The sequence below is a fragment of the Sphingobacterium kyonggiense genome, assembly GCF_039536825.1.
Taxonomy (GTDB): domain Bacteria; phylum Bacteroidota; class Bacteroidia; order Sphingobacteriales; family Sphingobacteriaceae; genus Sphingobacterium; species Sphingobacterium kyonggiense.
In genome coordinates this window covers 49,219-75,984 of the sequence record NZ_BAAAZI010000010.1, presented here as the reverse complement: position 1 = coordinate 75,984, position 26,766 = coordinate 49,219, and the positions used below count along the sequence as shown (strand labels likewise).

General features: G+C 38.8%; 23 protein-coding genes. 13 read left to right on the top strand and 10 right to left on the bottom strand.

Annotated elements, in window-relative coordinates; genetic code table 11:
* The first annotated feature begins 136 nt into the window (after positions 1–136).
* Together ABD676_RS12005 and ABD676_RS12000 are read left to right on the top strand one after the other, a co-directional pair.
* The gene (locus ABD676_RS12005) at positions 137–1,765 is read left to right on the top strand and encodes a M14 family metallopeptidase (RefSeq protein ID WP_344674931.1); all 1,629 of its coding nucleotides are present in this window, start codon (positions 137–139) and stop codon (positions 1,763–1,765) included.
* 13 nt (positions 1,766–1,778) lie between these two features.
* On the top strand, positions 1,779–3,557 hold the full coding sequence (locus ABD676_RS12000; protein ID WP_344674930.1) for a M14 family metallopeptidase: 1,779 nt from the start codon (positions 1,779–1,781) through the stop codon (positions 3,555–3,557).
* 102 nt (positions 3,558–3,659) lie between these two features.
* Here ABD676_RS12000 and ABD676_RS11995 read toward each other — a convergent pair whose 3' ends face one another.
* Positions 3,660–4,247: a hypothetical protein gene (locus ABD676_RS11995; protein ID WP_344674929.1), complete on the bottom strand. Its 588-nt coding sequence runs from the start codon at positions 4,245–4,247 to the stop codon at positions 3,660–3,662.
* Between the two features lie 486 nt (positions 4,248–4,733).
* On the opposite strand from ABD676_RS11995, the gene ABD676_RS11990 reads away from it, so the two are divergent.
* From ABD676_RS11990 to ABD676_RS11980, 3 genes are read left to right on the top strand one after another with little or no spacing between them, the layout of a single operon-like run.
* Positions 4,734–5,456: a CoA transferase subunit A gene (locus ABD676_RS11990; protein WP_344674928.1), complete on the top strand. Its 723-nt coding sequence runs from the start codon at positions 4,734–4,736 to the stop codon at positions 5,454–5,456.
* A complete protein-coding gene (locus tag ABD676_RS11985) occupies positions 5,449–6,627 on the top strand; it encodes an acetyl-CoA C-acyltransferase (RefSeq protein WP_344674927.1) in 1,179 nt (392 codons plus the stop codon). The genes ABD676_RS11990 and ABD676_RS11985 overlap by 8 nt, the downstream gene beginning before the upstream one ends.
* A gap of 2 nt (positions 6,628–6,629) precedes the next feature.
* On the top strand, positions 6,630–7,259 hold the full coding sequence (locus ABD676_RS11980) for a CoA transferase subunit B (protein ID WP_344674926.1): 630 nt from the start codon (positions 6,630–6,632) through the stop codon (positions 7,257–7,259).
* Between the two features lie 108 nt (positions 7,260–7,367).
* Here ABD676_RS11980 and lolA1 read toward each other — a convergent pair whose 3' ends face one another.
* Both lolA1 and ABD676_RS11970 read right to left on the bottom strand, forming a co-directional pair.
* On the bottom strand, positions 7,368–8,006 hold the full coding sequence (gene lolA1, locus ABD676_RS11975; protein WP_344674925.1) for an outer membrane lipoprotein periplasmic chaperone LolA1: 639 nt from the start codon (positions 8,004–8,006) through the stop codon (positions 7,368–7,370).
* Positions 8,007–8,016: 10 nt separating this feature from the next.
* Complete coding sequence (locus ABD676_RS11970; protein WP_344674924.1) at positions 8,017–10,620, bottom strand: FtsK/SpoIIIE family DNA translocase; 2,604 nt, start codon at positions 10,618–10,620, stop codon at positions 8,017–8,019.
* 202 nt (positions 10,621–10,822) lie between these two features.
* Here ABD676_RS11970 and ABD676_RS11965 point away from each other — a divergent pair, with 202 nt between their 5' ends.
* On the top strand, positions 10,823–11,518 hold the full coding sequence (locus ABD676_RS11965) for a DUF4397 domain-containing protein (RefSeq protein ID WP_344674923.1): 696 nt from the start codon (positions 10,823–10,825) through the stop codon (positions 11,516–11,518).
* 77 nt (positions 11,519–11,595) lie between these two features.
* Here the strand turns inward: ABD676_RS11965 and tyrS are convergent, their stop codons facing one another.
* The gene (gene tyrS, locus ABD676_RS11960; protein ID WP_344674922.1) at positions 11,596–12,879 is read right to left on the bottom strand and encodes a tyrosine--tRNA ligase; all 1,284 of its coding nucleotides are present in this window, start codon (positions 12,877–12,879) and stop codon (positions 11,596–11,598) included.
* 88 nt (positions 12,880–12,967) lie between these two features.
* Between tyrS and ABD676_RS11955 the strand changes: the two genes are divergently transcribed.
* Both ABD676_RS11955 and ABD676_RS11950 read left to right on the top strand, forming a co-directional pair.
* A complete protein-coding gene (locus tag ABD676_RS11955) occupies positions 12,968–13,651 on the top strand; it encodes an ACP phosphodiesterase (protein ID WP_344674921.1) in 684 nt (227 codons plus the stop codon).
* A 43-nt stretch (positions 13,652–13,694) separates the two neighbouring features.
* Positions 13,695–15,389 (top strand): amino acid permease, encoded by a 1,695-nt coding sequence (locus tag ABD676_RS11950; protein WP_344674919.1) that lies wholly within the window; start codon positions 13,695–13,697, stop codon positions 15,387–15,389.
* A gap of 81 nt (positions 15,390–15,470) precedes the next feature.
* On the opposite strand, the gene ABD676_RS11945 is transcribed toward ABD676_RS11950, so the two are convergent.
* Positions 15,471–17,414 carry a KUP/HAK/KT family potassium transporter gene (locus ABD676_RS11945; RefSeq protein WP_344674918.1) on the bottom strand — a complete coding sequence of 648 codons (1,944 nt, stop codon included), beginning with the start codon at positions 17,412–17,414 and terminating at the stop codon, positions 15,471–15,473.
* Positions 17,415–17,621: 207 nt separating this feature from the next.
* Here ABD676_RS11945 and ABD676_RS11940 point away from each other — a divergent pair, with 207 nt between their 5' ends.
* Positions 17,622–18,080: a T9SS type A sorting domain-containing protein gene (locus tag ABD676_RS11940; protein WP_344674917.1), complete on the top strand. Its 459-nt coding sequence runs from the start codon at positions 17,622–17,624 to the stop codon at positions 18,078–18,080.
* An 860-nt stretch (positions 18,081–18,940) separates the two neighbouring features.
* Here ABD676_RS11940 and ABD676_RS11935 read toward each other — a convergent pair.
* Entirely contained in the window at positions 18,941–20,227 is a 1,287-nt protein-coding gene (locus ABD676_RS11935; RefSeq protein WP_344674916.1) for a citrate synthase, read from the bottom strand.
* Between the two features lie 310 nt (positions 20,228–20,537).
* Here ABD676_RS11935 and ABD676_RS11930 point away from each other — a divergent pair, with 310 nt between their 5' ends.
* Together ABD676_RS11930 and ABD676_RS11925 are read left to right on the top strand one after the other, a co-directional pair.
* Complete coding sequence (locus ABD676_RS11930) at positions 20,538–20,900, top strand: BlaI/MecI/CopY family transcriptional regulator (RefSeq protein WP_344674915.1); 363 nt, start codon at positions 20,538–20,540, stop codon at positions 20,898–20,900.
* A gap of 4 nt (positions 20,901–20,904) precedes the next feature.
* Positions 20,905–22,671 carry a M56 family metallopeptidase gene (locus ABD676_RS11925; protein ID WP_344674914.1) on the top strand — a complete coding sequence of 589 codons (1,767 nt, stop codon included), beginning with the start codon at positions 20,905–20,907 and terminating at the stop codon, positions 22,669–22,671.
* 91 nt (positions 22,672–22,762) lie between these two features.
* Here the strand turns inward: ABD676_RS11925 and ABD676_RS11920 are convergent, their stop codons facing one another.
* From ABD676_RS11920 to pth, 3 genes are all read right to left on the bottom strand, one after another.
* The gene (locus ABD676_RS11920) at positions 22,763–23,548 is read right to left on the bottom strand and encodes a prohibitin family protein (protein WP_344674913.1); all 786 of its coding nucleotides are present in this window, start codon (positions 23,546–23,548) and stop codon (positions 22,763–22,765) included.
* Positions 23,545–23,736 carry a hypothetical protein gene (locus tag ABD676_RS11915; RefSeq protein ID WP_344674912.1) on the bottom strand — a complete coding sequence of 64 codons (192 nt, stop codon included), beginning with the start codon at positions 23,734–23,736 and terminating at the stop codon, positions 23,545–23,547. Before ABD676_RS11915 ends, ABD676_RS11920 begins: the two co-directional genes overlap by 4 nt.
* 122 nt (positions 23,737–23,858) lie before the next feature.
* Positions 23,859–24,422 carry an aminoacyl-tRNA hydrolase gene (pth, locus tag ABD676_RS11910; protein WP_344674911.1) on the bottom strand — a complete coding sequence of 188 codons (564 nt, stop codon included), beginning with the start codon at positions 24,420–24,422 and terminating at the stop codon, positions 23,859–23,861.
* A 199-nt stretch (positions 24,423–24,621) separates the two neighbouring features.
* Between pth and azu the strand changes: the two genes are divergently transcribed.
* The gene (gene azu, locus ABD676_RS11905; protein WP_344674910.1) at positions 24,622–25,155 is read left to right on the top strand and encodes an azurin; all 534 of its coding nucleotides are present in this window, start codon (positions 24,622–24,624) and stop codon (positions 25,153–25,155) included.
* Positions 25,156–25,215: 60 nt separating this feature from the next.
* Positions 25,216–25,941, top strand: coding sequence for an iron-sulfur cluster repair di-iron protein (gene ric / locus ABD676_RS11900; RefSeq protein WP_344674909.1), 726 nt, complete (start codon positions 25,216–25,218; stop codon positions 25,939–25,941).
* Positions 25,942–26,164: 223 nt separating this feature from the next.
* Here the strand turns inward: ric and ABD676_RS11895 are convergent, their stop codons facing one another.
* A complete protein-coding gene (locus ABD676_RS11895) occupies positions 26,165–26,761 on the bottom strand; it encodes a 50S ribosomal protein L25/general stress protein Ctc (RefSeq protein WP_344674908.1) in 597 nt (198 codons plus the stop codon).
* Positions 26,762–26,766 lie beyond the last annotated feature (5 nt).

Here is a 26,766-nt window from a genome sequence, read left to right as displayed (position 1 = left end):
ATTGAAATCATCTGATTTCTGTTAGCAGCTCCGGATTGGAAATTAATGAGAATTATAACAAATAAATTACCTGCTGAATATGTTACTTATTACTCATTTAATCCTTATGTTTATAATCTAACTAACACCTATTTTTATGAAATATTGGTTCTTGAGGATTTGCCTTGCGTGCATTCCTTTTACAGTCCATGCGCAGTGGGATTACCCAACCTACGATGCGCTGAAAAGCCAAATCGGAAAAATAAGCTCCCATGCGCTGGTTCAACAGCAGTCCATAGGGAAGAGTTTTGGCGGTGAGGATATTCCATTAATTAAAATCCAACAAGGAAAAACGGCTAAGCCCACCTTATTGATTGTTGCCGGCGTAGATGGAAAGCATGTCTCGGGTACTATTCAAGCACTTTCGGTTGTACAAAATCTATTGGCTCTTTCGGGGAATGAGTTGGATGAACTTTTGGCAAAAAAGGCCATTTGGATCGTTCCTGTTTTAAATGTTGATGCCTATAAACGAAACATCAAAGGATTAGATTGGGCTTCGGGCAATGCTCGTCAGGTAGATAATGATCGTGATGGCCGTGTGGATGAAAATCCCAATAAAGATTTAAACGGGGATGGTATCATCTCACAAATGCGTGTAAAGGTTCCGACTGGTCCCTTCAAGAATCATCCGAATTTAATGGATTTCATGGTTTTGGCTGATCGCACGAAATCGGAATCAGGTACTTATGAAATCTTTAAGGAAGGGGTAGATACGGATTTAGATGGTCAGTATGGTGAAGATGGAATAGGAGGGGTGAATTTGGACCGTAACTTTGCATATGATTATCCGTTTTTTGAACCAGAGACAGGCGATTATGCAGCATCGGAATCAGAGACCAGAGCCATTATCGATCTTATATTTGACAATCCGCAGATAGCATCGGTCTTGCATTTCGGATTGCAGAACAATTTGTCAGTTCCTGAGCAATACGATCAACGTAAGGCGATGGAAAGAATCAGTAAATCTTGGACAAACGAAGATGCAAAGATATCGTCAATGGTGAGCCAACTTTATAATCAAAGCACAAAGGCCTTGGGTGATGCACCAAAAATGCCTGCTGGAAAGGGTAACTTCTCCTCTACGGTATACTACCATACCGGTAAATTTAGCTTTGTAAGTCCGGGATGGTGGGTTCCTGCGACATCTGATACGAGTAAAAACAACAATAGAGCAGCTTCCAATAAAGATAATAAGGATGATGATCGTTTTGTAAATTGGATCAATCAACAACAGATAAAAGGGGCCGTATTACCTTGGGCAAAGATAAATCACCCTGACTTTCCAGGACAAGAGGTGGAAGTTGGTGGACTAGTGGAGCGTTTCAGATACAATCCTCCTGTACAGCATTTGGATCAATCGGCTAAAATGCATACAGACTTTATCGTAAAACTAGCCAAGGCTATGGCTGTATTGGAATTCTCAGAACCTAAGATTACACATGTAGGTGATAATATCTATCGTGTTGAAATTCGTTTGTTCAATACCGGTATGATGCCAACCTATCCGGAGTTTGCCGATAAAATCAAACATGTTTCGAAGATGAAGTCCATTTTAGATTTGGACAAATCGCAGAAATTTTTGAGCGGTAAACGTTTGCAGTTGTACCCTACCTTAAAGGCGGGTGAGTCGAATACCTTTTCATGGTTGATTCAGGGAAAAGGGAAAGCGCAACTGACTGTTGGATGTCCAACAGCAGGCGAGAAAACCATTTCCATTAACCTATAAGTAGACGCTAATTATGAGATTTTCACATAAGATACTTACCCTAGCTTTAGCTTTTAGTGTAGGGACTGCGATGGCACAGCAGAAAAATGATGATGCCCCAAAAGAAATTGCTGGATTACGGGCAGTAGGATCCCCTTCCAATCCGAAAGTTCAAATGAACTGGTCCAGGTATCACGATTTGAAACAGATGGAGCAGTTCTACAAGGACTTGCAAAAGGCTTACCCCAACCTGGTGAAATATGAATCCATTGGGAAAAGCTATGAGGGTAGAGATATTTTCGTATTGACTGTGACCGATTTTAAAGAAGGCGATGCAAAACGGAAACCAGCGATGTGGATCGATGGTAATATACATGCCAATGAGCTGCAAGGGTCTGAGATTTCTATGTACACCGCTTGGTATTTGGCGGAGAACTATCATGCAGTACCCTTTATTAAAGAATTGTTGAAGGATAAGGTGTTCTATATTGCACCGACTATTAATCCTGACTCACGTGAGTATTTCATCTACGAGCCGAATACCATGCACTCATCAAGAACTGGTCGTCGACCGTTTGACAATGATGGGGATGGATTGGTTGCTGAGGATTTGTACGATGATTTAGATAAGGATGGACAGATTGTGATGATGCGTCGCAAGTCGAAGACCGGGCGCTATAAAATTGATCCGGATAATCCGAATCGGATGATTATGGCCAAGGCAGGTGAGGTTGGAGAATACGAGTTGTTAGGCTATGAGGGCATTGATAACGATGGGGATGGTTTAGTTAATGAGGATATAACCGGTACTTATGACCCGAACCGTGATTGGGGATGGAACTGGCAGCCAAATTATGTTCAGGGAGGGGCATTGTACTATCCAGGAACATTGCCGGAGACTCAAGCGGTCAAGAAATTCATTTATGATCATCCAAATATTGCAGGTGCACAATCCTACCATAATTATGGTGGTATGATATTAAGAGGTCCTGGAGCTGCGGATGATGAGCGTTTCTACTCCCGTAAGGATGTGGGTGTATATGATGCGATTGGAAATGTAGGGTCAAAGATGCTTCCGGGATATAATTACATTGTGATTAACTCAGGCTTGTATACCGTATTTGGTGGCGAGATTGATTTCTTGGCTTTAACAAGAGGTATTTTTACCTTCTCCAATGAATTGATGACGAACTATAAATTGTTCAACAATAAAGGCGAAGAAGGATTAAGGCAGAGTGATGAATATTATGAGTTTGATAAATTGCTGATGTTCGGGGATGCTTATGTGCCTTGGAAAGAATACGACCATCCGCAGTTTGGGAAGATTGAAATCGGTGGTGCTAAAAAGAACTATACAAGGAATCACCCAGGCTTTTTATTGATGGAAGATGCGCATAGAAATGCTGCATTCACGATCTACCATGCTTACCATATGCCAAAGTTGGAGGTTTTGGATACCGAGGTGAAATCATTAGGTGGGAATTTATATGAGGTAACTGCCAGCATTTGGAATAGCCGAATCATTCCTACACATTCAGATCATGATGTACGCCATAAGATCGAGCGGCCAAATCATATTCGTTTAGAAGGGGCACAGGTCATCGCTGGTATGCGCGTCATGAATGCCGATTTCAATGAAACTAGGGAGCAACGATTCAAACCCGAGCAGATTGAAGTGCCAACCATTGAAGGTACGACAGCAGTAAAAGTAAAATGGATTGTCAAAGGAAACCCTAGCTCCGCAAAAATTATTGTAGATAGTCCTAAAGGAGGTTATTTGGAGCATAGTCTAAAAGCAAACAACAAGTCTTAGAATCTGTAGAGATTTTGAAAATTTGAATTGGATTACCTATTAGACTTGATGTTTAAGAACGGATATATATAGTAAAAAGCTGCCATTGGGCAGCTTTTTTATTTAGGAGTTTCTTTTTAATTGTTCGTCGAGTAGCTGTCGCTTCAACTGTTGTTCTCTTTCCATAGCTTTCTTACGCAGGGTTTGTAATTCTTCTTGCAATTCATCTACGGTATTTTTAGATTCTACCGTGTCTACTTTCGCTTTACGGAAGGCAACCAAAGTGCCAAAGAAGGCAGCACCTAAAACGAGGATAATTGCCCAAACCATGCTGTGGTAAGATCCTTTAGAAAAAGGAATACCTAAGAAGGAAATACTATCTGTTTTTTCTTGCTCTGCGGCAAGACTTGTTGATAAGGTTTGAACGGAATCCTGAAGTGATTTAATACTTCCTGCTGAGTTATTTGCCGTACCATTCAATTCATTGATTTGCTTTTTGTACTTGCTTAAAGAATCTTTTACGTTTTGACGGATAATATCAAGATTACTTTTTCGAATGATCTTAAAATCAGCATCTTGATTTCTAGATTGCAAATTTAGAACGACAAACTGACTGTCTAGTGAAGTAGTGCGTAGTTTTTGTTGCAGTGTCTGACCATGTACTGTTGGGCTAAGTAGCACAACCAATATTAGAATTGATAATAATCGCATAAGTTTAAGGTGTTTTTCTTACTTAATAGATCAAGTTTAGCAATTTAATTAGATAATGTAAAAAAAATTATAGAAATAGATAAGATTAAATCGCTAAGGTCGTAGACCTCAATTTGTAAGATGTTGCTATTTTTTGTCCTAAAAATGACAAGTAACAAAATATTAATATTGATATTCTTATCAATAAATTCCCATTTCGCTATCATCCTTACTAAAAAGTGGTGGCTTTTTCTGCTAGCTCTCAAAATAATTTGACATTCTATTTGAGGAATGGAAAAACCTCAGCAGCTTCTGAAATTTAATTTTTAATCCTTACATTTATATAAATTATAAACTAAGAAATTACAGCGGGTAATTCAGCGTAAATTATAAGTTATTTACGTGTATGTTGAAATAATATTTGGTTCGAAGATGCTGTTGCAAGAATAGCAGAATTGAGCATATTATCGGAATTTTCAGCTGCTAATCTTAAAAACTACACAATACATGATAGATAAAACAGTTTCCAATGCGCTGGAGGCCGTCAAAGACATTCAAGATGGAATGATTGTTTCCGTCGGTGGATTTGGTCTTTGTGGTATTCCAGAGAATCTAATTGCTGCCTTGATTGAAAAAGGCGTTATGGATCTGACCTGTATTAGTAATAATGCGGGGGTAGATGATTTTGGATTGGGCTTATTACTGCAAAAGAAGCAGATCAAGAAGATGATTGCTTCCTATGTCGGAGAGAATGCAGAGTTTGAACGTCAGATGCTAAGTGGTGAATTGGAAGTCGAGTTGATTCCACAGGGAACCTTGGCGACACGTTTAATGGCTGGAGGCTATGGGCTTCCTGTTATCTACACCCCTGCGGGAGTAGGTACAGAGGTGGCAGAAGGAAAGGAAGTTCGACGTTTTACGTTCCATGGCGTAGAGAAGGATTACCTGATGGAATATGCCTTTGAGCCTGACTATGCATTGGTGAAAGCGTGGAAAGGTGATCGCGAAGGTAATTTGGTTTATCGTGGTACGGCACAGAATTTTAATCATGCTGTAGCCATGTGTGGAAAGATTACCATTGCTGAGGTAGAGGAATTAGTGGAGCCGGGAGAATTGGATCCCAATCATATTCATACCCCTGGGGTATTCGTACAACATATTTTTCAAGGCGAGCGCTATGAGAAGCGTATCGAACAAAGAACCGTAAGACAAAGAGAAAACCATGAATAAAAGTGTATATATCGTAGCTGCCAAGCGAACTCCTATGGGGAGTTTTGGGACAGGATTAGCCAGTGTTTCAGCCACAGAATTAGGTGCAAAAGCCATCAAAGCTGTTTTAGAGGAGGTCGGCCTTAAAGGAGATCAAGTAGATGAGGTTTATATGGGGTCAGTATTGCAAGCGAATTTGGGTCAAGCACCTGCTCGCCAAGCAGCAAAATTTGCCGGATTGCCAGACCATATCCCTGCTACGACCATCAACAAGGTTTGTGCGAGTGGTATGAAAGCTATTTCTATTGGCGTACAACAGATTTTATTGGGTGATGCGCATGTCGTTGTTGCCGGTGGTATGGAAAGTATGAGCCAAGTGCCTTACTATGATACTGCAGCTCGTTGGGGTGCTAAATTTGGAGATCAAAAACTAATCGATGGTTTGATGAAGGACGGCTTAACGGATGTGTATTCCAATCAGGCAATGGGTAATTGCGGGGAGTCATGTGCTGAAAAATATGCTATCTCCAGAGCTGATCAGGATGAATATGCTGTTCAGTCTTATACCAGAAGCAAAATAGCCTGGGAATCGGGTAAGTTTAATACGGAGGTTGTACCAGTAGAAGTAGCTGGTCGCAAAGGTTCCGTAACGATAGCGGAGGATGAAGAATACAAACAGGTTAATTTCGAGAAAATTGGTCAATTGAGACCTTCCTTTAAGAGCGACGGAACTATTACGGCTGCCAATGCTTCCACTTTAAGTGATGGTGCTGCTGCGGTCGTTTTAATGAGTGCACAGAAGGTTCAAGAGTTGGGACTTACTCCATTAGCAGAGGTGATTGCCTATGCAGACGCTGAGCAAGCTCCGGAATGGTTTACTACTACACCTGCCATTGCCACACAGAAAGTGCTTCAGAAGGCAGGAATGACTGTTGATGAGATTGATTATTTTGAATTTAATGAGGCATTTTCAGTCGTTGCCCTAGCAAATGCGCAAATATTGGATCTGTCGCAGGATAAAATGAATGTTTATGGTGGTGCGGTGGCATTAGGACACCCACTTGGTTGTTCGGGTGCAAGAATAATCGTGACCTTAAACTCAGTTTTACATCAGGAGAATGGAACATTTGGTTTGGCTGCTATCTGTAATGGTGGCGGTGGTGCCAGTGCCATGATCCTCAAAAAATGCTAATTATGCTGGATAAATTTGGAATCGCTAAACGGATAGCGAAAGAAATAAAAGATGGTTATTATGTGAATTTGGGGATTGGTATCCCTACATTGGTTGCCAATTATATTCCCGAAGATATCAATGTGGTGCTTCAGAGTGAGAATGGACTGTTGGGGATGGGGCCTTTTCCTTATGAAGGGGAGGAGGATGCGGATTATATCAATGCCGGTAAACAGACCATCACAACCTTGCCTGGCTCCGCGTTCTTTGACTCCGCGATGAGCTTTGGGATGATACGTTCCAGAAAGATCGATCTTACCATACTTGGAGCCATGGAGGTTTCAGAGAATGGCGATATCGCAAATTGGAAGATCCCAGGTAAAATGGTTAAGGGTATGGGTGGAGCAATGGATTTGGTGGCAAGTGCCGAGAATATCATCGTAGCCATGCAGCATGTAAATAAACATGGAGAATCGAAGTTATTGCCTTCATGTACTCTGCCATTAACTGGTGTCCGCTGTGTCAAGAAAATCGTAACGGAATTAGGTGTGTTTGATGTTCTGCCAGAGGGCGGATTCAAAATTGTGGAACTGCATGAAGGGGTGTCTCTGGATATGGTTCGTCAAAGCACTGCCGGGAAGTTGTTATATTAATCGAACTTATAAGTCGACCAAACATTTCTTTATATAGATTTTAATAAAAAAAGCACTTAGATTTTCTATTCTAAGTGCTTTTCTTTTGTGTTTTGTAATGGTATGATTTTATCTTAAATCAACTTCTTCATAGTTCGGATAGTTCTTTTTCTGGTATTGAAAAGTACTTCCTGGGATATTTTGATTTACATATAGCGCATTGATGCTATAAGTATACTTCATTCCCGATTTATCTAAGATCGTTACATCCTGAATATGATCATTTCCATTAATTCGTAAGGTGATCTTCGAGTAGTTGGAAGTTTTATTCTGAGGAGTCAACTCAATGGATTGTATTTTGTTTTTTTCTAATCCCTTAGATCCTAATGATTTGTAATTGAAACCAGATTTGTAAAAAGTAAATAAGTTACTTGGACCGATGGCTTGATTATCATCATCCGCTGGAGATATTTGAATTTCCTTAACCTCTTTATTGACATTCCAGATACTTTGGTTATCTCCAAAAATATCTTGTTGTTGCATATCAATACGGAATTTGTTTTCCGGTTTATTTAAGTAGATTTTACCGGTTTCAGTACCAGGGTTACCAGATTTTGGTTGAATCAATACCTGAAAGTTGGCTTCCATCGTTTTATAGGAGTCATACTTCTTAGATACCTTTTCAAGGGTTTTTTTAGCTGCTGGGTCTTGAGCAAATGCCAATTGGACCATAAAAACAGCAAATACAGCATACACTAATTTCTTCATGTTTTTCATCTTATCTTAACGTTTCCAAATACTGTTCCAAAGAATATTCATCTGGATAAAGTACTTCACGTGCTTTACTACCTTCAAAAGGACCTACAATACCTGCAGCTTCCAATTGATCGATGATTCTTCCAGCGCGGTTATAACCTAATTTTAACTTACGCTGGATTAAAGATGTTGAGCCTTGTTGATGCATAACAATCAGGCGAGCAGCTTCTTCGAACATGGAATCACGTGAATCCATATCAAAGTCTGATGAAGCACCACCTTCACCGCTTTCACCTACATATTCCGGTAGGAGATGTGCTGAAGGATATCCACGTTGACCACCGATAAAGTCAGATATCTGATCGACCTCTGGTGTGTCTACAAAAGCACACTGGATACGAATCAGGTCACTTCCTGTCGATAAGAGCATATCCCCACGACCAATTAACTGGTCAGCACCACCGCTGTCTAAGATTGTCCTTGAATCGGTCTTAGATAATACGCGGAATGCTAAACGTGCCGGGAAGTTAGCTTTAATGGTACCAGTAATGATATTCACGGATGGACGCTGAGTTGCAATCACCAAGTGAATACCAATAGCACGGGCTAACTGCGCTAAACGAGCGATCGGTGTTTCTACTTCCTTGCCTGCCGTCATAATCAAATCGGCAAACTCATCAATAATAAGAACTATAAACGGTAAGAATCGATGACCCTCCTCAGGGTTTAATCGACGGTTGATAAATTTTGCATTATATTCCTTTAAATTACGAACCTGCGCATTTTTTAATAGATCATAACGTTGATCCATCTCAATACAAAGGGAATTTAAAGTGTTTACTACATTTTTAGTGTCGGTAATAATAGCTTCATCTTCATTTGGAAGTTTCGCTAAGAAATGACGCTCAATCTTCTTGAAGAGTGAAAGCTCTACTTTCTTAGGGTCAACCAAGACAAATTTCAGTTCTGCTGGGTGTTTTTTGTATAAAAGGGAAGTCAGAATAGCATTAATACCAACCGATTTACCCTGTCCTGTAGCACCAGCTACCAATAAGTGAGGCATCTTCGCTAAGTCTGCAATATAAACCTCGTTAGAAATCGTCTTACCTAAAGCAATTGGTAAGTCCATATCGGTCTTTTGGTACTTCTCAGTAGCCAATATAGAGCGCATAGAGACCATCTCAGGGGTACTGCTTGGCACTTCAATTCCAATAGTTCCTTTACCTGGCATTGGCGCAATAATACGTATACCCAAAGCAGCTAAACTTAAGGCGATATCATCCTCCAGGTTCTTGATTTTAGAAATACGAACTCCTGGCTTAGGGATAATCTCATATAAAGTAACTGTAGGACCAATAGTCGCTTTAATATGCTCAATCTCGATGCTGTAGTTACGTAAGGTTTCTACAATTCGATTTTTATTGCCTTCTAATTCTTGTTGGTTAATGGTGATTTTACCTGATCCATATTCTTTCAACAAGTCCAAGGTCGGGTATTGGTATCCTGAAAGATCCAATTTAGGGTCATATTCACCGAATTTCTCTACCAAATCGTTTGCTGAAATGGGTTTCTCTACGATAGGTTGTTCAACGATCAATGAAGGTTCTTCAGCAACTTCGCTTGCTTTAGGTTGAGGTGTGGGCGGTTCTATACTAAATTCGATTTCCTGACCTGCCTGATGTTGAACATTATTGTTGGTAGGTTTTGGGGTATTGACCTGTAAAGGCATACTCATACTAAGTTCCTTTTCTTCTTCCGTCAATTCCTCTTCTTCTTCAACCTCTTCAGAAGCCTCTGGGTAAGAATAAGTATGGCTAGCAACTTCATTCTGTTTATTGCTACGAATTTTGTTGATGGTATTACCATCTATTGATGGCTCATCTTCTTCTAGAAGCTCATCATCTTCCAGGTCTTCATTCTTATTCGAACGGAAAGATAATCTTAAGTCGTAATTGTAAATCAATACTAATGCGGTTAACACCAAAAAGATTAATAAACCAGCTGTTCCGACTTGACCAATTTGAGATTTCAAGATCTGATTTGTCCAGAAACCAAATTTACCTTCTAAGATATGTGGCGTGTCTGCAATGAAATCTTGAATAAATCCAAAAGTTATGGACAATAGAATAATAGCGATCAACGAATATACCCAAGTCTTCCACATGGGAAGAATGGAGCGTTTATATAGAAATTTATAGCCTGTAACAAAAAGAATCAGTATAAATAGAAAAGACGCCACACCGAACCACTCATAGATAAATTGATTGGCCAATAGGGCACCAAATTTACCAAGCTTATTCTCTACAATAGGAAGGTCGACTTGCTCATCATGAATTTCCTCGGTAGTCTTAAATAGGGTAGACCAGCCACCATTGGTGCTGGAAATATAACTTTGATCAGCTTTCCAAGTAAATAAATAGGATACAAAAGCTACTGTAAACAATCCTGCAAGGAGTAATAAAAATAACCCTAGGATTTTAAGTGCTTTACGTTGCCCTTCGGAGAAGTTAATCTGGTCAAAGGATTTAGTTGTTTTGGCTCGTTTTTGATAGGATAGTGTGGTGTTTTTAGTCTTCTTTCCCGCAGCCGTGCCAGCACTATTCTTAAATGTATTTAGTTTTGCCATTCAAATGACGCTATTTTTCGTATTACAAACTTAAAAAAAAACCTTCATGCATCCAATTGTAACTATAGGTTGAAGGCATGGTAAGTTAAGGATATTTTTGGAATTCAAATGCTATACTTAACTTCATGTCGATTGATTTGATGAATCAGTTGTAGCAATAAGTCGACCAAGCTCGTTGTACTAACAATAAAAAATAATCCCAATGAAATTTACACAACTCAAGGTTGTCATCATAAGTATCTTAAGCTTGACTTTTCTATTCAGTTCATGTGCGAAATCGGATATGAACAACTTTGATAATCCAACTGACGGATTTGCTGCTGTATCCGCTTTTAATGGAATGGGTTATGGTGCTCCATTAGAAATGATGATTGATCAAAAAATGGTGAATTCTGGAGATGAACGTTTAACCTCCGGAGGATATATTGGATTTAAAACAGTATTTCCTGGGTCTAGAAAAGTAGAAATACGCTTTGCTGGTGGTTCATCTTACCTTGTTCAAGAACAAGTAGACTTTAAATCAAAAAACTTTTATTCCTATTTCTTTTATGGATTAAAGGAGTTTAAATACTTGGTTTCAGTGGATGATTTATCCGTTCCGAGACCTGGTATGGCCAAGGTTCGTATAGTTAATTTGATCGAGAATCAACCTGTTGTTGTTAATTCAGTTCAAGGAAATAGTCAATCTAGGTTTACACCAAAAGTGGAAGTGACCAACTTCATGAACATCCCTTTAGGGAAAATAAAATACGATATTCAGATTACAGGCACTCATGGAGGTAGTTTATCCTTTGAACTTGATCCTTCAGATAAAAAGCTATATACCATTTGTTTGTATGCTGTAATGGATGAAGCTTCTAAAACCAGCACTTGGAAACACAAGATTATTCAATTTTAATTTATTTTTTTTCCATTTAATAATAAAGCCCTTCAATTCTTGAAGGGCTTTATTATTATGTCTGCTGTTTTGAGCAATTATGCAACAGTAATCAAGTAGTAATTCTTCTTGCCACGTTGAGCAATAAGGTACTTGCCGTTGATCAATTGATCAGCATTGATGTTTGCTTCGATATCTGTAAGCTTTTCACGGTTTAGAGAAACACCACCACCTTGCAACATCTTACGAGCTTCACCTTTGGAAGGGAATACTTGTGTTTCCACAGCCAATAAATCAAGAATGTTGATTCCAGAAGCTAATTTTTCCTTAGCTAGGTTAAATTGTGGAACACCATCAAAAACTTCCAATACCGCCTCATGGTCAAGATTAGATAAGAAGCTTAGGTCACCATTTCCAAAAAGGAATTCGGATGTTTTAACCGCTGTTTCATAATCTTGTTCCGAGTGCGTGCGGATAGTGATATCTTTCGCTAATGCTTTCTGTACAATACGTAAATGTGGTGCTGCATCATGTTCTGCTATGATGGCATCAATTTCTTCTTTTGGTTTTAAGGTGAAGATCTTGATCCAGCTCTTACTATCATCATCGGTAGCATTTAACCAGAATTGATAATACTTATATGGTGAAGTTTTCTTTGGATCTAACCATACAGCGCCAGATTCGGTTTTACCGAATTTCTGACCGTCTGATTTCTTGATCAATTGTGTCGTAACAGCGAAGGCAGAGCCTTGGTCAATACGACGGATCAATTCACTACCAGTAACGATGTTACCCCATTGATCGGATCCACCCATTTGTACTTGGCAGTTGTGGTTCTTCCAAAGATAATAGAAATCATAACCTTGAATTAGTTGATAGGAGAATTCAGTGAAGGAAAGTCCACTTTCACCTTCCAAGCGTTTCTTTACAGAATCTTTGGCCATCATGTAATTCACGGTAATCAGCTTACCTATATCACGGATGAAATCTAAGAACTTGAAGTCCTTGAACCAGTCGTAGTTGTTGACCATTTTGGCATCGGTAGCACCGTCGCCAAAGCTCAAGAATTTTGCAAGTTGACTCTTCAATGCATTCACATTGCGTTGAAGTGTTTCTTCATCCAAGAGGTTTCTCTCAGCTGATTTAAATGAAGGGTCCCCAATCATTCCTGTAGCACCACCTACTAAAGCAACAGGCTTGTGACCAGCATGTTGGAAGTGGATTAATGTCATGATTTGGGTTAAATGACCAACATGTAGCGAATCGCCTGTAGGATCAAAGCCGATATAGCCCGCCACCTTTTCTTTGTTTAACAATTCTTCTGTTCCTGGCATGATGTCTTGAAGCATGCCTCTCCAGCGTAGTTCTTCTACAAAGTTCATAGTATACCCTTTAAGATTTTTATTTAAAGAATTGCAAAGATACGAGATTATAATGTATCTTACAGATAATTTGTATGGTTATTGGTTTATGAACTTCCTTTCACATTTTTATTTTGAACGTTATGCAACCCAACCTGAACGTGTGCTCGGCGCGCTGTTGCCTGACTTACTCAAAAATGTCGATAAGAGCTATGTCTTTCATCCTCAGAAGTTCGAAGATCAACTATTCATACATCCCTTAAGCATGGCAATTTCTGAAGGATGGTACCGACATGTTGAAGTCGATAAACTATTCCATAGCTCAGAATTTTTTCTACAACATTGCCATGTTCTCCGTAAAAAGTTAGAACCTGTTCTCAAGGATTTGCCCATTCGCCCTTCTTTTATGGCGCATATAGCAGTCGAGTTAATGCTAGATCATTTACTCATTGAGTATGATTTGGTCAATGTGGCCAGATTGTATGAACACTTAGAGCAAGTCAATCGGCCATTATTGGTGAGTTACCTAAAGACCATAGGTGTAGAGGATACTGATGGTTTTCTAGCTTTTTATGATCAATTTTTACAGTGGAGGTATATATTTGATTACAAGGATATCGACCGTATAGCCAAACCACTGTTCAATATTTCCAAGCGTATTTGGGAATTCCAGACCAATCAAGAACAACAGGAAGCACTTACTGAAGTGCTGATTCAATATCGTGATAATCAATTAAGGGATTTCAAGGAGATTTATACATATATTCAGGATAATATGACATATTTGTCATAATTTTTTCCACTTTTGTAGCCTTGACCCAATAATTTAACTTAATATGGCAAATAGACTTTTTCGAAAGAAAAGCGTCGATCAGATTCTATCCGACGCCGAGAAAGGCGGATCAGGATTAGCTAAAATCTTAGGAGTTCGGGATTTAATATCCTTAGGTATAGCAGCTATTGTAGGAGCAGGAATCTTCAGTACCATCGGCTTGGCAAGTTATAACGGTGGACCTGCAGTATCCTTACTTTTTGTATTTGTTGCGTTCGCCTGTGTGTTCACTGCATTATCTTATGCGCAGTTTGCGAGTACGGTTCCTGTTTCTGGTTCGGCCTATACCTATGCTTATGTCACCTTTGGCGAGCTCTTCGCTTGGATAATTGGTTGGGCATTGGTCTTGGAATATGCTGTTTCTAATATGGTAGTAGCCATATCTTGGTCGCAGTATTTCGTATCCATGCTCGACGGTTTTGGTATCAATGTCCCCCGATGGATGACTATGGCTCCAGGATATGCTATAGAGGCTCACCAGAAGTTTTTAGAAGTCGGACTTGATAAACTGGAAGGCATTGATAAAATTGCACTCCAAACTTATGAAACAGCACCTCGAATTGCAGGTATTCCTATTATCCTTGATATACCAGCAGGATTAATCACTGTGTTGGTAACATGGTTAGTTTATATCGGTATCAAGGAATCCCGCAAAGCCTCTAATATCATGGTTATCATCAAGATTGGAATTATATTAGCTGTTATCCTTGGTGGTATTTTCTTTGTGAAACCTGAGAACTGGACGCCTTTTGCACCGAATGGCATGGCAGGAGTAATGAGTGGTGTAGCCGCCGTATTCTTTGCATTCATAGGTTTTGACTCTATATCCACTACGGCAGAAGAATGTAAGAATCCGCAACGCGATTTACCAAAAGCCATGATCTATTGTTTATTGATCTGTGCTGTGCTTTATGTAGCTATAACCTTAGTTTTAACAGGTATGGTGAACTACAAAGAACTGAATGTAAAAGATCCTTTGGCCTATGTGTTTTCCTATGTCGGCTTTGATCATATGGCAGGTATTATCTCGGTGACTTCAGTTATTGCAATTACTTCGGCTTTATTGGTGTTCCAATTAGCTCAACCAAGAATCTGGATGACTATGAGTCGCGATGGTCTTCTTTGGAAGAACTTCTCTAAGATTCACCCGAAATACAAAACACCATCCTTTGCTACGATCGTAACAGGGATTGTAGTAGCTATTCCAGCTTTATTCTTCAAGATGGATTTTTTTGTTGACCTTACTTCCGTAGGTACTTTCTTTGCTTTCATCTTGGTGTGTTGCGGTGTGCTTTATATGGATCATACCGGTATATCCAAGAAATCAAAATTTAAGGTTCCTTACATTAACGGAAAATACATTGTAGGATTAGGCTTTTTCATAGGGCTTTTCCTTACGTATAAGTATGGTGGTGAATCCATAGAAGAATGGATGAGTATGGGTTCTACAGCCATTTTATTGCATAAATCCTTACTAATTATATTTTGGTTGGTATGGGCCGTTATGAGTGTGTTAAGTTTTAAATACAATTTCTCTTTATTGCCGGTTACAGGGGTTCTGATCAATCTTTATTTGATGTCCGAGTTAGGTGCAAGTAACTGGATTATCTTTATTGCCTGGTTATTGATTGGACTGGTAATCTATTTTGCTTATGGCTATAAGCATTCGAAATTAAGAAATGTAGAAGCAGGCGAGTAAGCCTCTTCGTACCATAAAAAGAAAAAAGCTTGCTGAATACAATTTATTCAGCAAGCTTTTTTTATAGCCTTATGGATTTACCTAATCTAGGCGTTTTAATTTAACTTCTTCGGTATTTGGGATGGTTAATGGAACTCGTTCTAAAGTCACAAAACTACTATCCAATCCAAATCCCTTTTCTTCAGAAAGACTGAATTTCTTCAAGATCTTATAGATTTCTAGGATAATCTTCTCATTCATTTTCAAGAAGTGCGTCTTAGAAATCACCTTCTCTAATACGACGAAGTTGAAATCACCTGGAATATTATATTTCTTTAAGGTATCGTAATTACTGGTGATGTCAATTTCACCATTCTTAACCATATCCTCTACCACTTTACGGAATAATAAGCTGATTTTCTGTTCCTCACGGAAACCTAAATGAAAATCAATTCGGATCACCTTACCAGGTACTAGCTGAGTAACTTTATATTCGCGTGTATGCGGATTATCCATGACATCTACGTGTGCCAGCCAATACACATCAGCTCGTTTTGGCTTTTTATTGATGATGGAATAGGTAATTTTAGATTCTACCTCATGTACATTGTTTGCACTTGTTAAGTATACCAAATGCGAAGAGAATAAAGGAACAGTTTTATCCTCACTCAATTCGGATAGGATAGGGTAGTAATCTCGAACATCGACGAATTTAACGAATCTGTTTTTGATTTTCCTGGCTCCAAACCAACTGAACATTACTATAAATAAGGCAATAGCCAATAATAAAGTCAACCAACCACCATGCGCAATCTTACTGATATTTCCAATTAAGAAGGTAACCTCAATTATGGAATACACTAAAGCAAATAATCCCACCAGAATGATGTTGATACGCTTTCTCAACATAAATACCGTCATTAATATGGTTGTTGCCAGGAAGGTTAAGTTGATGGCAAGTCCATAAGCAGCCTCCATATTACTGGATTCTCGGAAGATCAAAATGATCAACATACAGCCTAAATAGAGGATTAAGTTCACTGAAGGCACATATATTTGCCCTTTATGATCACTCGGATAACGGATAGCTACCTTAGGCCAAATGTTCAAACGAACAGCTTCAGCAATTAATGTAAAGGAACCCGATATCATAGCCTGACTGGCAATAACAGCTGCCATAGTCGCTATGGTAACTCCCCATATCACAAACCAATCTGGCATAATCGCATAAAAAGGATTGACCTCACCAAGGATAGTGCCTTGATGCTCCAATAACCAAGCACCCTGACCAAAGTAATTGAAGATCAACATTAACTTCACAAAGATCCAACTGATGCGGATGTTCGATTTTCCACAGTGCCCCATATCGGAGTATAATGCCTCTGCACCCGTTGTACACAGGAAGATTGCACCAACGATAAACCACGCATTAGGATAGTTAGCTAATAGCTGAACTGCGTAATATGGGTTTAAAGCTTTCCAAATTTCTGGAGAGTGACCCAAATACGACATCCCCAATATTCCAATTGTTGAGAACCAGATAAACATCAAAGGACCGAATACACGGCCTACGATATTGGTTCCGAAACGTTGAATAATAAAGAGGAGGGAGATAATGAGGACAACTACAGGGATGGTTGGGAAGTTTGGTGTTTTAATGGCGAGACCCTCAACGGCTGAGGAGATCGTGATGGCTGGTGTAATCATACCATCTGCCAACAAGGTACTGGCTCCTATAATGGCTGGGATGATGAGCCATTTCGCCCGTTTTCGCACGAGGGAAAAGAGCGATAAAATACCCCCTTCACCTTTGTTATCTGCATTTAGGGTGATTAAAACGTACTTTACTGTGGTCTGTAAAGTTAGTGTCCAAAAAATACAGGATAGACCACCAAAGATGACCATTTCTGTGATTTCGCCTTTATTGAAAATGGCTTTGAAAACATAAAGTGGAGAAGTCCCGATGTCACCAAAAATGATTCCCAAACTAATTAATAACCCCGCGGCACTAAGCTTTTGAAGATTATGTTTATGGTCTGTTGACATATACTAAAGTTAAGTGTTTCTTATAGTTAAAACGGTGCGAAATTACAGAAATTTATGGGACAACGTAATTTCCTGTTAAAAATTGTTAAAGGATATTGAATTTACCATAAAAAAATCGAAAAATAACTACATTTGTTTTAGGTTTTAAATGAATAATGTTTACATTTGATTAAACCAAATCAAAGAAAAGAGGCTCTAAGTAATACCATGAAATTAGGATTTAGAAAATTAGCACAGTATATTCTAGTCAATATCGCCTTAGGGGCAACATTGCTGAGCTATACCTATGCTTCTAACACTTCTAAATTTATCCTCGAAAATTCTCCAATTAAGGATATTGAAATTGTATCATCTACAGCTATTAACGTTGGAACTTCCAATTTATTGGCTGAGGAGAATGATAAAATTATCAATAACGTAAAAGTTTATTACAATCCGATCGCTGAACAGATCTCTGTAAACTTTAAATTGAGCAAAGAGTATAACGTAGTGATCAAGGTAATGGATGCCCTAGGAAATGAAGTGTTAAACCTCCACAACGCTAACCTAGAAGCTGGATTACAAAACTTGAACTTCGATACCCAACAAAAACTTTCCGAAGGTTTCTACTTCGTACGTGTAGGCGCAGGTACTGAATCTGTCGTTAAACGTATTTCTGTCAGATAATTTAATTAGTATTTAGTAATTAGTATTTAGTATTTAGACGTATGGCGGCTAAATGTTATTATTGTTTATAACTCAGAGCGAAGCGAAGAGTCTTGAGCCTTATGGGTAGTATTTAGTAATTAGTATTTAGTATTTAGACGTATGGCGGCTAAATGTTATTGCTGTTTACAACTCAGAGCGAAGCGAAGAGTCTCTATTGCCCCCTTAAGTACCCGTCATCCCAAATCGAAGGTTTGGGAACTTTGAACTATATTGGAAATCTGCATAATTAATAACAATTTAATTCATTACTAGTTCTAGATAACTATTGGGCCGAAGCATGCTTCGACCGCATAACCTGTTCTATCTCATATCACATGTCTCACATCTAGTAGTGCATCGGTCTATCAATAGCAACTATCTAGGTAGTGCGTCTGGTAGGGGCGGTACTGAGTGAGTTTGAGGAAATGGGTTTTATCCCTGACGAGAACGAACGGTATGTCCGCCCGATTATTGATTTGAAAGACAACAGACGACAGACAAAAGATGGGAGACAATGGCTTTTTTCACGGGCGATGCTAGCATCGTCCCTACGGATAACATGATTCCGCCATAACTGTAGGGTCGAAGCATGCTTCGACCGCATTTTACCTAAGGCCATTTCAACCTATTTACTTATTCTTATGTGAGTAGTTTGAAGTTCCTTCATCTTCGATTCAGGATGACACGATTTTTTGGGGGAGAAGCTGAGACTCTTCGCTCTGCTCTGAGTTGTAAATAGCAGATTCTTTATCCCGCCAATAGGTCTAAATACTCTCTACTAAATACTAAATACGCACAAAAAAACCTGCTTCTTTAAAAGCAGGTTTTTTTGTGTTCACTTATCTTTTGGAGATATCTACATAAGGTCTGTAGGTTTCGCCGATATAAACTTGTCTTGGACGGCCGATTGGCTCTTTGTTGTCGCGCATTTCTTTCCATTGAGCGATCCATCCTGGAAGACGTCCCAATGCAAATAATACGGTAAACATATCCGAATTGAATCCTAATGCACGGTAGATAATACCGGAATAGAAATCCACGTTAGGGTATAATTTACGGTCGATAAAGTATTGATCGCTTAAAGCAGCTTCTTCTAAGCGTTTTGCGATATCCAATACTGGATCATTCACACCTAATTTTTCTAAAACATCGTCACATGCTTTTTTAATGATCTTAGCACGTGGGTCGAAGTTTTTGTATACACGGTGTCCAAATCCCATTAAGCGGAAAGGATCGTTTTTATCTTTTGCTTTTGCTAAATATTTGTCGGCATCACCACCATCATCTTTAATGGCTTCTAACATCTCGATAACCGCTTGATTAGCTCCACCATGTAATGGTCCCCATAGGGCATTGATACCAGCAGAGATCGAAGCATATAAGTTGGCGTTAGAAGATCCTACCATACGAACAGTAGAAGTAGAACAGTTCTGCTCGTGATCAGCATGAAGAATCAATAACTTGTGCATCGCATCGATAATCAATGGATCAAAAGTTTTCTCTTGATTCACTTCACCAAAGATCATGTTTAAGAAGTTCTCGATGTATCCAAAGTTATTCTTAGGATAAACTACCGGATGTCCTAAAGATTTCTTTTGGATCCATGAAACGATTGTAGGCATTTTAGCCAATAAATTGATAATCGTTTTGTTTTCTTCCTCTTCGGTTTGATTTGGATTTAAGGATTCTGGATAGAAGGATGACAATACACCAACTAAACAAGAAAGCTGACCCATTGGATGTGATTTGGACGGAAAACCAGTAAAGAAATTCTTCATGTCTTCGTGGATCATCATCTGGGCACGGATATCTGCACGGAATTTCTCTAGGACCTCTTTAGTCGGTAAATCACCATAGATTAATAAATAAGCAACTTCTAAAAAGGTAGATTTTTCCGCTAATTCTTCGATCGCATAACCTCGGTAGGTCAATACGCCCTTTTCACCATCAAGGAAAGTAATCGCACTCTTTGTCGATCCTGTATTCTTGAAGCCAGGGTCCAATGTAATATATCCAGATTGGTCTCTTAATTTCGAAATATCTAGGGCTTTCTCATTCTCTGTCCCTGTGATAACAGGCATCTCAAAGGTAGATCCATTTAAGTTAATAGATGCAGTTTCAGACATAATAAAATTTCTAGTATTAAATGTTTTATAACAAACTCGTATTCTACAAATGTATAAAATTGATTTCTATTTTCAGATGCTAATTCCGAATAAAAATAACACGGAATCGTCATTTTAAGACAGTTTTAATCCCCATTTTATACTTTAAACGTTTAGACAAGGACTTATCCTATTTTTGCACTTATTAAACCTATTTTTTTACTAAACCACACATGTTTAGTCTGTTAATTCTTCCTTATTATTAAAAAAATGTTAAATAATATGATATATCTACGAAAGTATCGTAAATTAGTGAAAAGAAAGTAGCGCTATGGAAAAATTAACAATTCAGGAAGAGGAGGCTATGCTCTCCATTTGGCAATTAAACGGTGGTTTTATCCGTGAAATATTGGATAATATCAAAGGCTCTGAAATGCCTTATACCACTTTGGCATCAACGATTCGCAACTTGGAACGTAAAGGCTATGTGAAGCCTGTAAAGTATGCCAATGCCAAACGTTATGAGCCACTAATCAGTTCTGAAGAATACAAAGCTAAATTTATGAATTCCTTTGTAGGTGATTATTTCCGCAATTCTTATAAGGAGATGGTTTCCTTCTTTGTCAAAGAAGAAAAGCTTAGTCCATCGGAATTAGAGGAGATAATGGATATGATCCAGAAAAACAAAAGCTAACACTATGGAAGCGATACTAACCTATATACTCCAAGTAAACCTCGTTATTGCTTTAGTCTTTCTAGGCTATCAATTGCTATTAAAGGGCTTGACCTTTTATAAATTAAATAGAGCCTATTTTGTTATCGGTGTGCTTTATGCCTTCGTCTATCCATTCTTGGATATCAAGGAGTGGTTTTCCAAGCAATTGGTTATTCCGACAGCAGAAGTCTTAACCTATCTGCCTTTTGATTTCCAAGAGAAACAAAGCAGCATTACCCTGACTGATTTGTTGTTGATTATAGCCATGATTGGAGCAGTTATCTTTGCCGGGAAACTGATCCTTCAATTAATCAGTTTGTTTCGCATCCATTGGTATTCAAAGCCGGCCCAATGGCGCAATTTTTTATTCCGAAACGTGATATTTCCTATCACGCCCTTTTCTTTTTTCAATAAAGTCTATGTGCACCAGCAACAACATGAGGAGCTGGAGCTTAGCGATATCTTTAAACACGAATACATCCACGTGAAAGGCCAACACAGTGTAGATGTATTATTGTTTGAGTTGGTATTGATAACCTGTTGGTATAATCCTTTCGTATGGCTCATGCGCAGAGCAGTACGTCAAAACCTAGAATTCCTGACTGATCAACAGGTTCTGGATAAAGGGGTGGACCGACAGACTTATCAATATTCCCTACTGCATGTCAGCAAGCAAGGAGCGCATGTTGGTATCAGTAACCAGTTTAATTTTAAAACCCTAAAAAAGCGCATTATGATGATGAATAAGAAAAGGTCATCCAAATTGGAGTTGAGCAAGTATGCATTTATACTCCCTGTATTGATCATGGCAGGCATCACCCTTTCCGTAAACCAAGCGGAAGGTAAAATCGAAGATGCTGTCCACAACATCCAGAAAACAGATCTAACCCAACTTGTCCAAAAGGTGTCACCTATTGACTTGTCCTTGAAGGGAAGTGCTGATACAGTACGAGATAGCATTAAAATAGTCAAAACGAAAAAGACAATCGTAGTTGTCGATACTGTGGGGAACAATTCCGCCGTTAGCAATAATCATGGTCAAGCATCCGAAAAGGAAGTCAAAAGTGTTGTTATAGTAGCAACTAAAAACACTAGTTCCATTGATGAAGGTGGAAATAGGGCGTCAAGTCCCAAAGCGGAAGTAATCAAGGGGACTGGAATTTTAGTAGTCCGCGACACGATCATTAAGCCAAATGATCCAAATACGAAATCTGGTTTTTCTATAGCTGCATTTGAAGGTAAAGGCACCATTCAAAATGTCATTCTTCGTGGGCATCCGGCCAAAGGAAAACCGTTGATGCTTTTGGATGGTAAAGAGGTTGTCGATATGTCAAAAATCAACCCAAATGACATTGAAAGTGTTACAGTATTAAAGGATAAAGCGGCCACAAGTATTTATGGGGAGAAGGCTGAAGATGGTGTGGTTTTAATTGTGTCTAAAAATAAAAATACGAATGTCACGGATAAATTAGTAGAAGAGGTTGTCGTAAAAGGGTATCGAGCATCAGGAAAAAGCGATCCGATTAAGATTAATCGTAGAATCATCTATCCGGATGCGTATTCGAAATTCTTAGAAGATATGCCTAGCGTATCGGTTTATTACCTGAATGGCAAAGCTGTAAAGGCAAGTAAAATTAGCAGCTTAAGCCCTGATAAGATAAAGGAGATTGCTCATTTTCCGGACGATTCAGCTACGAAGATGTTTGGTGATGATGCAAAATTAGGTGCGATATCCGTTCTTTTAAAATAGACAATTGCTGATTTTTTCATGTCGTATTTAGTGGAAATTATGACTTATTAAACTGACGGTCTTTCCACTAAATACGAAATGTAATGGATGACTATTTCAATTCTTTAAAGATCACGGGACTATTGCCATAGAGCGGCGTAGAACCGTCCCATTTTTCAATAAATTGTTGTTGTATTAAAAGCGGAGATAGGGTAGACTGTCTCAATTCATTGGCACGGGCTTCTGCCTCGGCCTGAACGATCATCTTTTTCGCATCGGCTTCCACCACTTTTAATTCATTTTCCGCCTGCTGTGCCTTTTGAATGGCCGCATTCTTGGCGTTTATAGCTAGCGTAATAGCTTCCGGATATTGAATACCACTGGTAAGCTGTTCTAAATAAAACCCTTCTTTCTCTAAAAAGGCAATCATTTTCGATTGTACACCCTCTTCAAATTTTTCTCTTTTACTGATGATGGAGTCGGTGGTATATTTATTGAACTCTATACGATATACATCTTTGATGTGGTTTACCAATGTGTTTGATAGAATTTCCTCAATTTGCTTACGGTATTTGATGAAAATCTTTGGGGTACTTCCCGGAGAGACTCGCAAAGAAATCGTCGGGTCAACAGTAAATACAGATCCATCTTTGGCATTCACCGTAAACTTATCGTAGTTAGCAGTCTGTACATAGGTCGGGAATTCATATATGGATTCAGTAATTGGATTGTACCATACCCGTCCGGTAACCAAACTTACATCCTGAACTCCTTTGTCGGAACCATATAATTTTACCTTAATTCCTTCATATCCCGCATCGATGCGTTCGGTACAAAAGATCCATACCAATAGGGCGACGAATAGGGTCGCTCCTAAAGCAATCATGTTTTTCTTCATTTAATTGGTTTGTTAAAGATATATTCAAACAATTTATACACTACTGCTATCAGTAAGATAACCAGTATCACACCTAGGAATACCCCAATATCCGATCGCTCACTTAACAATTGAAAAGCTTCTGTCGATCCTAGAATCAACAAAAACAAGACAACAGGAATGGCAATATATGGATTGATTTTTCCCATGGGTAGTTTATTTGAATTGTTTCGAAAATATACGAAAAATTTAGCATTTTCCCCTTATGTAAAAGGAGGAAATTACCCTTAATTTCCTCCTTCAATACGTTTTTTATAGAATCTAGCCCTTTTTATTTAGTATTCAAGTTGGTCATGGTCAATTCTATTCCAATATTGATGAAACTATGCACCATTTTGACAGAATGTTCAATCAATGCTGGAAGTTCTTTTTGTTCCTCTGGGTCAAAAGGACCTAACACATAATCTACCTGCCGACCTTTTGCATAATTATCGCTTATTCCAAAACGCAACCTAGGATAGGCCTGAGATCCTAAACTGGCTTCAATAGAACGTAAGCCATTATGTCCTGCTGCCGAGCCCTTAGGTTTAATGCGTAAGGAACCAAAAGGGATTGCCAAATCATCAACGATGATTAAAACATTTTCTACAGGCACCTTTAATTCCTTCATCCAATAGTTGACAGCTTTACCGCTTAGGTTCATATAAGTCGTTGGCTTAATCACAAACACATTGTGCCCACGTTGCTTAAACTCTGTATAATAAGCATGTTTTAAGGTAGACCAAAATGTACCCGCTTGATTGGCTAACTCATCGGCAACCATAAAACCAATATTATGACGGGTATCCGCATATTCTTTGCCGATATTTCCTAATCCTACTATCAGATAATTCATGTCTGCAAAAATAGGGATTTGAAGCCATTTTGAACCATCCTTTCTCCTGAAAATCTATATTTTAATAAATCCTTCGGAACAGAATAGTTATCTGCAAGCCTTATTTTCCGAATATCTGCAATCTCATCTAAAAAAGTGACCAATGTTACTTTTTTATTCCTTAATAAAAGACAATTTTGTCTTAAATAGAAACATAACAATGAAAAAAATATTTTCGTATTCAGCAATCGCTCTAGCAGGTTTAATTATGGTATCCTGCGGTTCAGGAGATAAAAAAAGTGAAAGTACTGTAGATCACAGCAACCACAATACAGAAGCTCCAGCTATGGAGAGTGCAACTACAGAAGCTGCTCCAGCATCTGCTACTTCCAATACCGTAACTGTGGAAAGTAATGACCAGATGAAGTACAATGTCAGCGAACTAAAAGTTAAAGCTGGTGAGCCAGTAAGTTTGACATTGAAACATGTTGGTACCATGAAAAAAGAAGTGATGGGTCATAATCTGGTGATTTTAAAAACCGGAACAGATGTAGCGGCCTTCACCGAATTGGCACTTAAAGCAAAAGACAGTGAATACATTCCAACCTCTCAAGATATTATTGCACACACCAAATTAATCGGTGGAGGAGAAGAGGATAAGATTGAATTTACATTAGAGCCAGGTACCTACGATTTCATCTGTACATTCCCTGGTCACTCTGGTATTATGAAGGGTAAGATCATTGCTGAATAAAGTAGGCTTTTTGCCGCAACATGGGTAATGAATTAAGGATAAGATTTAAGAATAAAGATTATGGAAACGTTAGAAAAGATTAAGATTGGCGATGTGGTTGCGAAGAACTTCAAGACTGCCGCTGTATTCTCTAAATATGGATTGGATTTTTGTTGTGGTGGTCAACGAAGCATCGAAGATGCTGCAGCAAAGAAGAACATTAAACTGGAGCCTTTGCTCATCGAATTGAATCAAGTGCTTAATGAGCCATCTTCTGAGCAGATTGATTTCAACTCATGGCCATCGGATCTTCTGGTTTCCTATATAGTGAAGACGCACCACCGTTATGTACGCGAGAAAACTCCAGTATTACTAGCCTACCTGAACAAAGTGGCTCGCGTGCATGGTGATCGTCATCCAGAATTACATGAAATCAATAGACTCTTTGAAGAGTCGGCTGTGGACTTAGGTCATCACTTGCAAAAGGAAGAGCAGATATTATTCCCCTTTATTGAACGTTTGGAGGAATCAAAATCAGAACAAGAGGTTCCTGCTGCTCCAGCTTTTGGTACCGTGAAGAACCCGATCCAGATGATGCTTCATGAACATGAAGCGGAAGGTGATCGCTTCGAAAAAATAAGAGAACTAACCTCGAATTATACTGTACCTGCTGATGGCTGTAGTACCTATAAAGTAGCCTTTGAAATGTTGGAAGATTTTGAAAACGATCTGCACAAGCATATTCACCTGGAAAACAATATTCTGTTTCCAAAATCCATTAAACTGGAAGAAACCCTGAATAATTAAGTTCCAGTCCTGCTGTACAGTGCAGGGATTTACAACGATCAACGTTGAACATTTGTTTATATATTCTAATCGAGATGCAGGCGTCGGGAGATGTCTGCATTTTTTATTGGAATCTTTAGAAGAAAGCACAAAAAAAGAGGTATTGCTAACAATACCTCTTTTAATCTTTGGGTTAGAATTCCACTTTTGGAAAGTTTGCACTTTCCTAGAAGCTGATCTATCCTTATTTTTTACCGCCTTTAGCTGCTTTCGCTGCTTCTTGCTCTGCTTGACGTAATGCACGAGACATAACTACAGAAACGATCGTATCATCGCTGTTGTTCAATACTGTTGCATTCTCTAAGCTTACTTGTCTTACACGGTAAGATTTACCAACTTCTAGACCTTCCATCGGAATTTCGATTTCTTGAGGTAAGTTGTTAGGTAAAGCTTTAACACGAAGCTTACGTAATTTCTGAACTAGTTTACCCCCCATTTTAACACCTGGAGAAGTACCTACTAAAGCTACTGGAATGTTTACAGAAACTTCTTTGTCATCAAATAACTCCAAGAAGTCAACGTGTGTAACTACGTCAGTTAATGGGTGGAATTGAGCTTCTTGAACGATAGCTTTTGCTTTTTTGCCATCGATTTCCAATTCTACGAAAATCACTTCTGGAGTGTATAGAACTGGTTTCAAATCAGCTGCGGATACCGAAAAATGCGTTTGCTCTTTACCTCCGTAAAGAACTGCAGGAACTTGTCCTTCGTAGCGCAATTCCTTCGATTCTCTTTTCCCTACGTTCTGTCTTGCAGAACCGCTAATAGCAATTGATTTCATTGTTT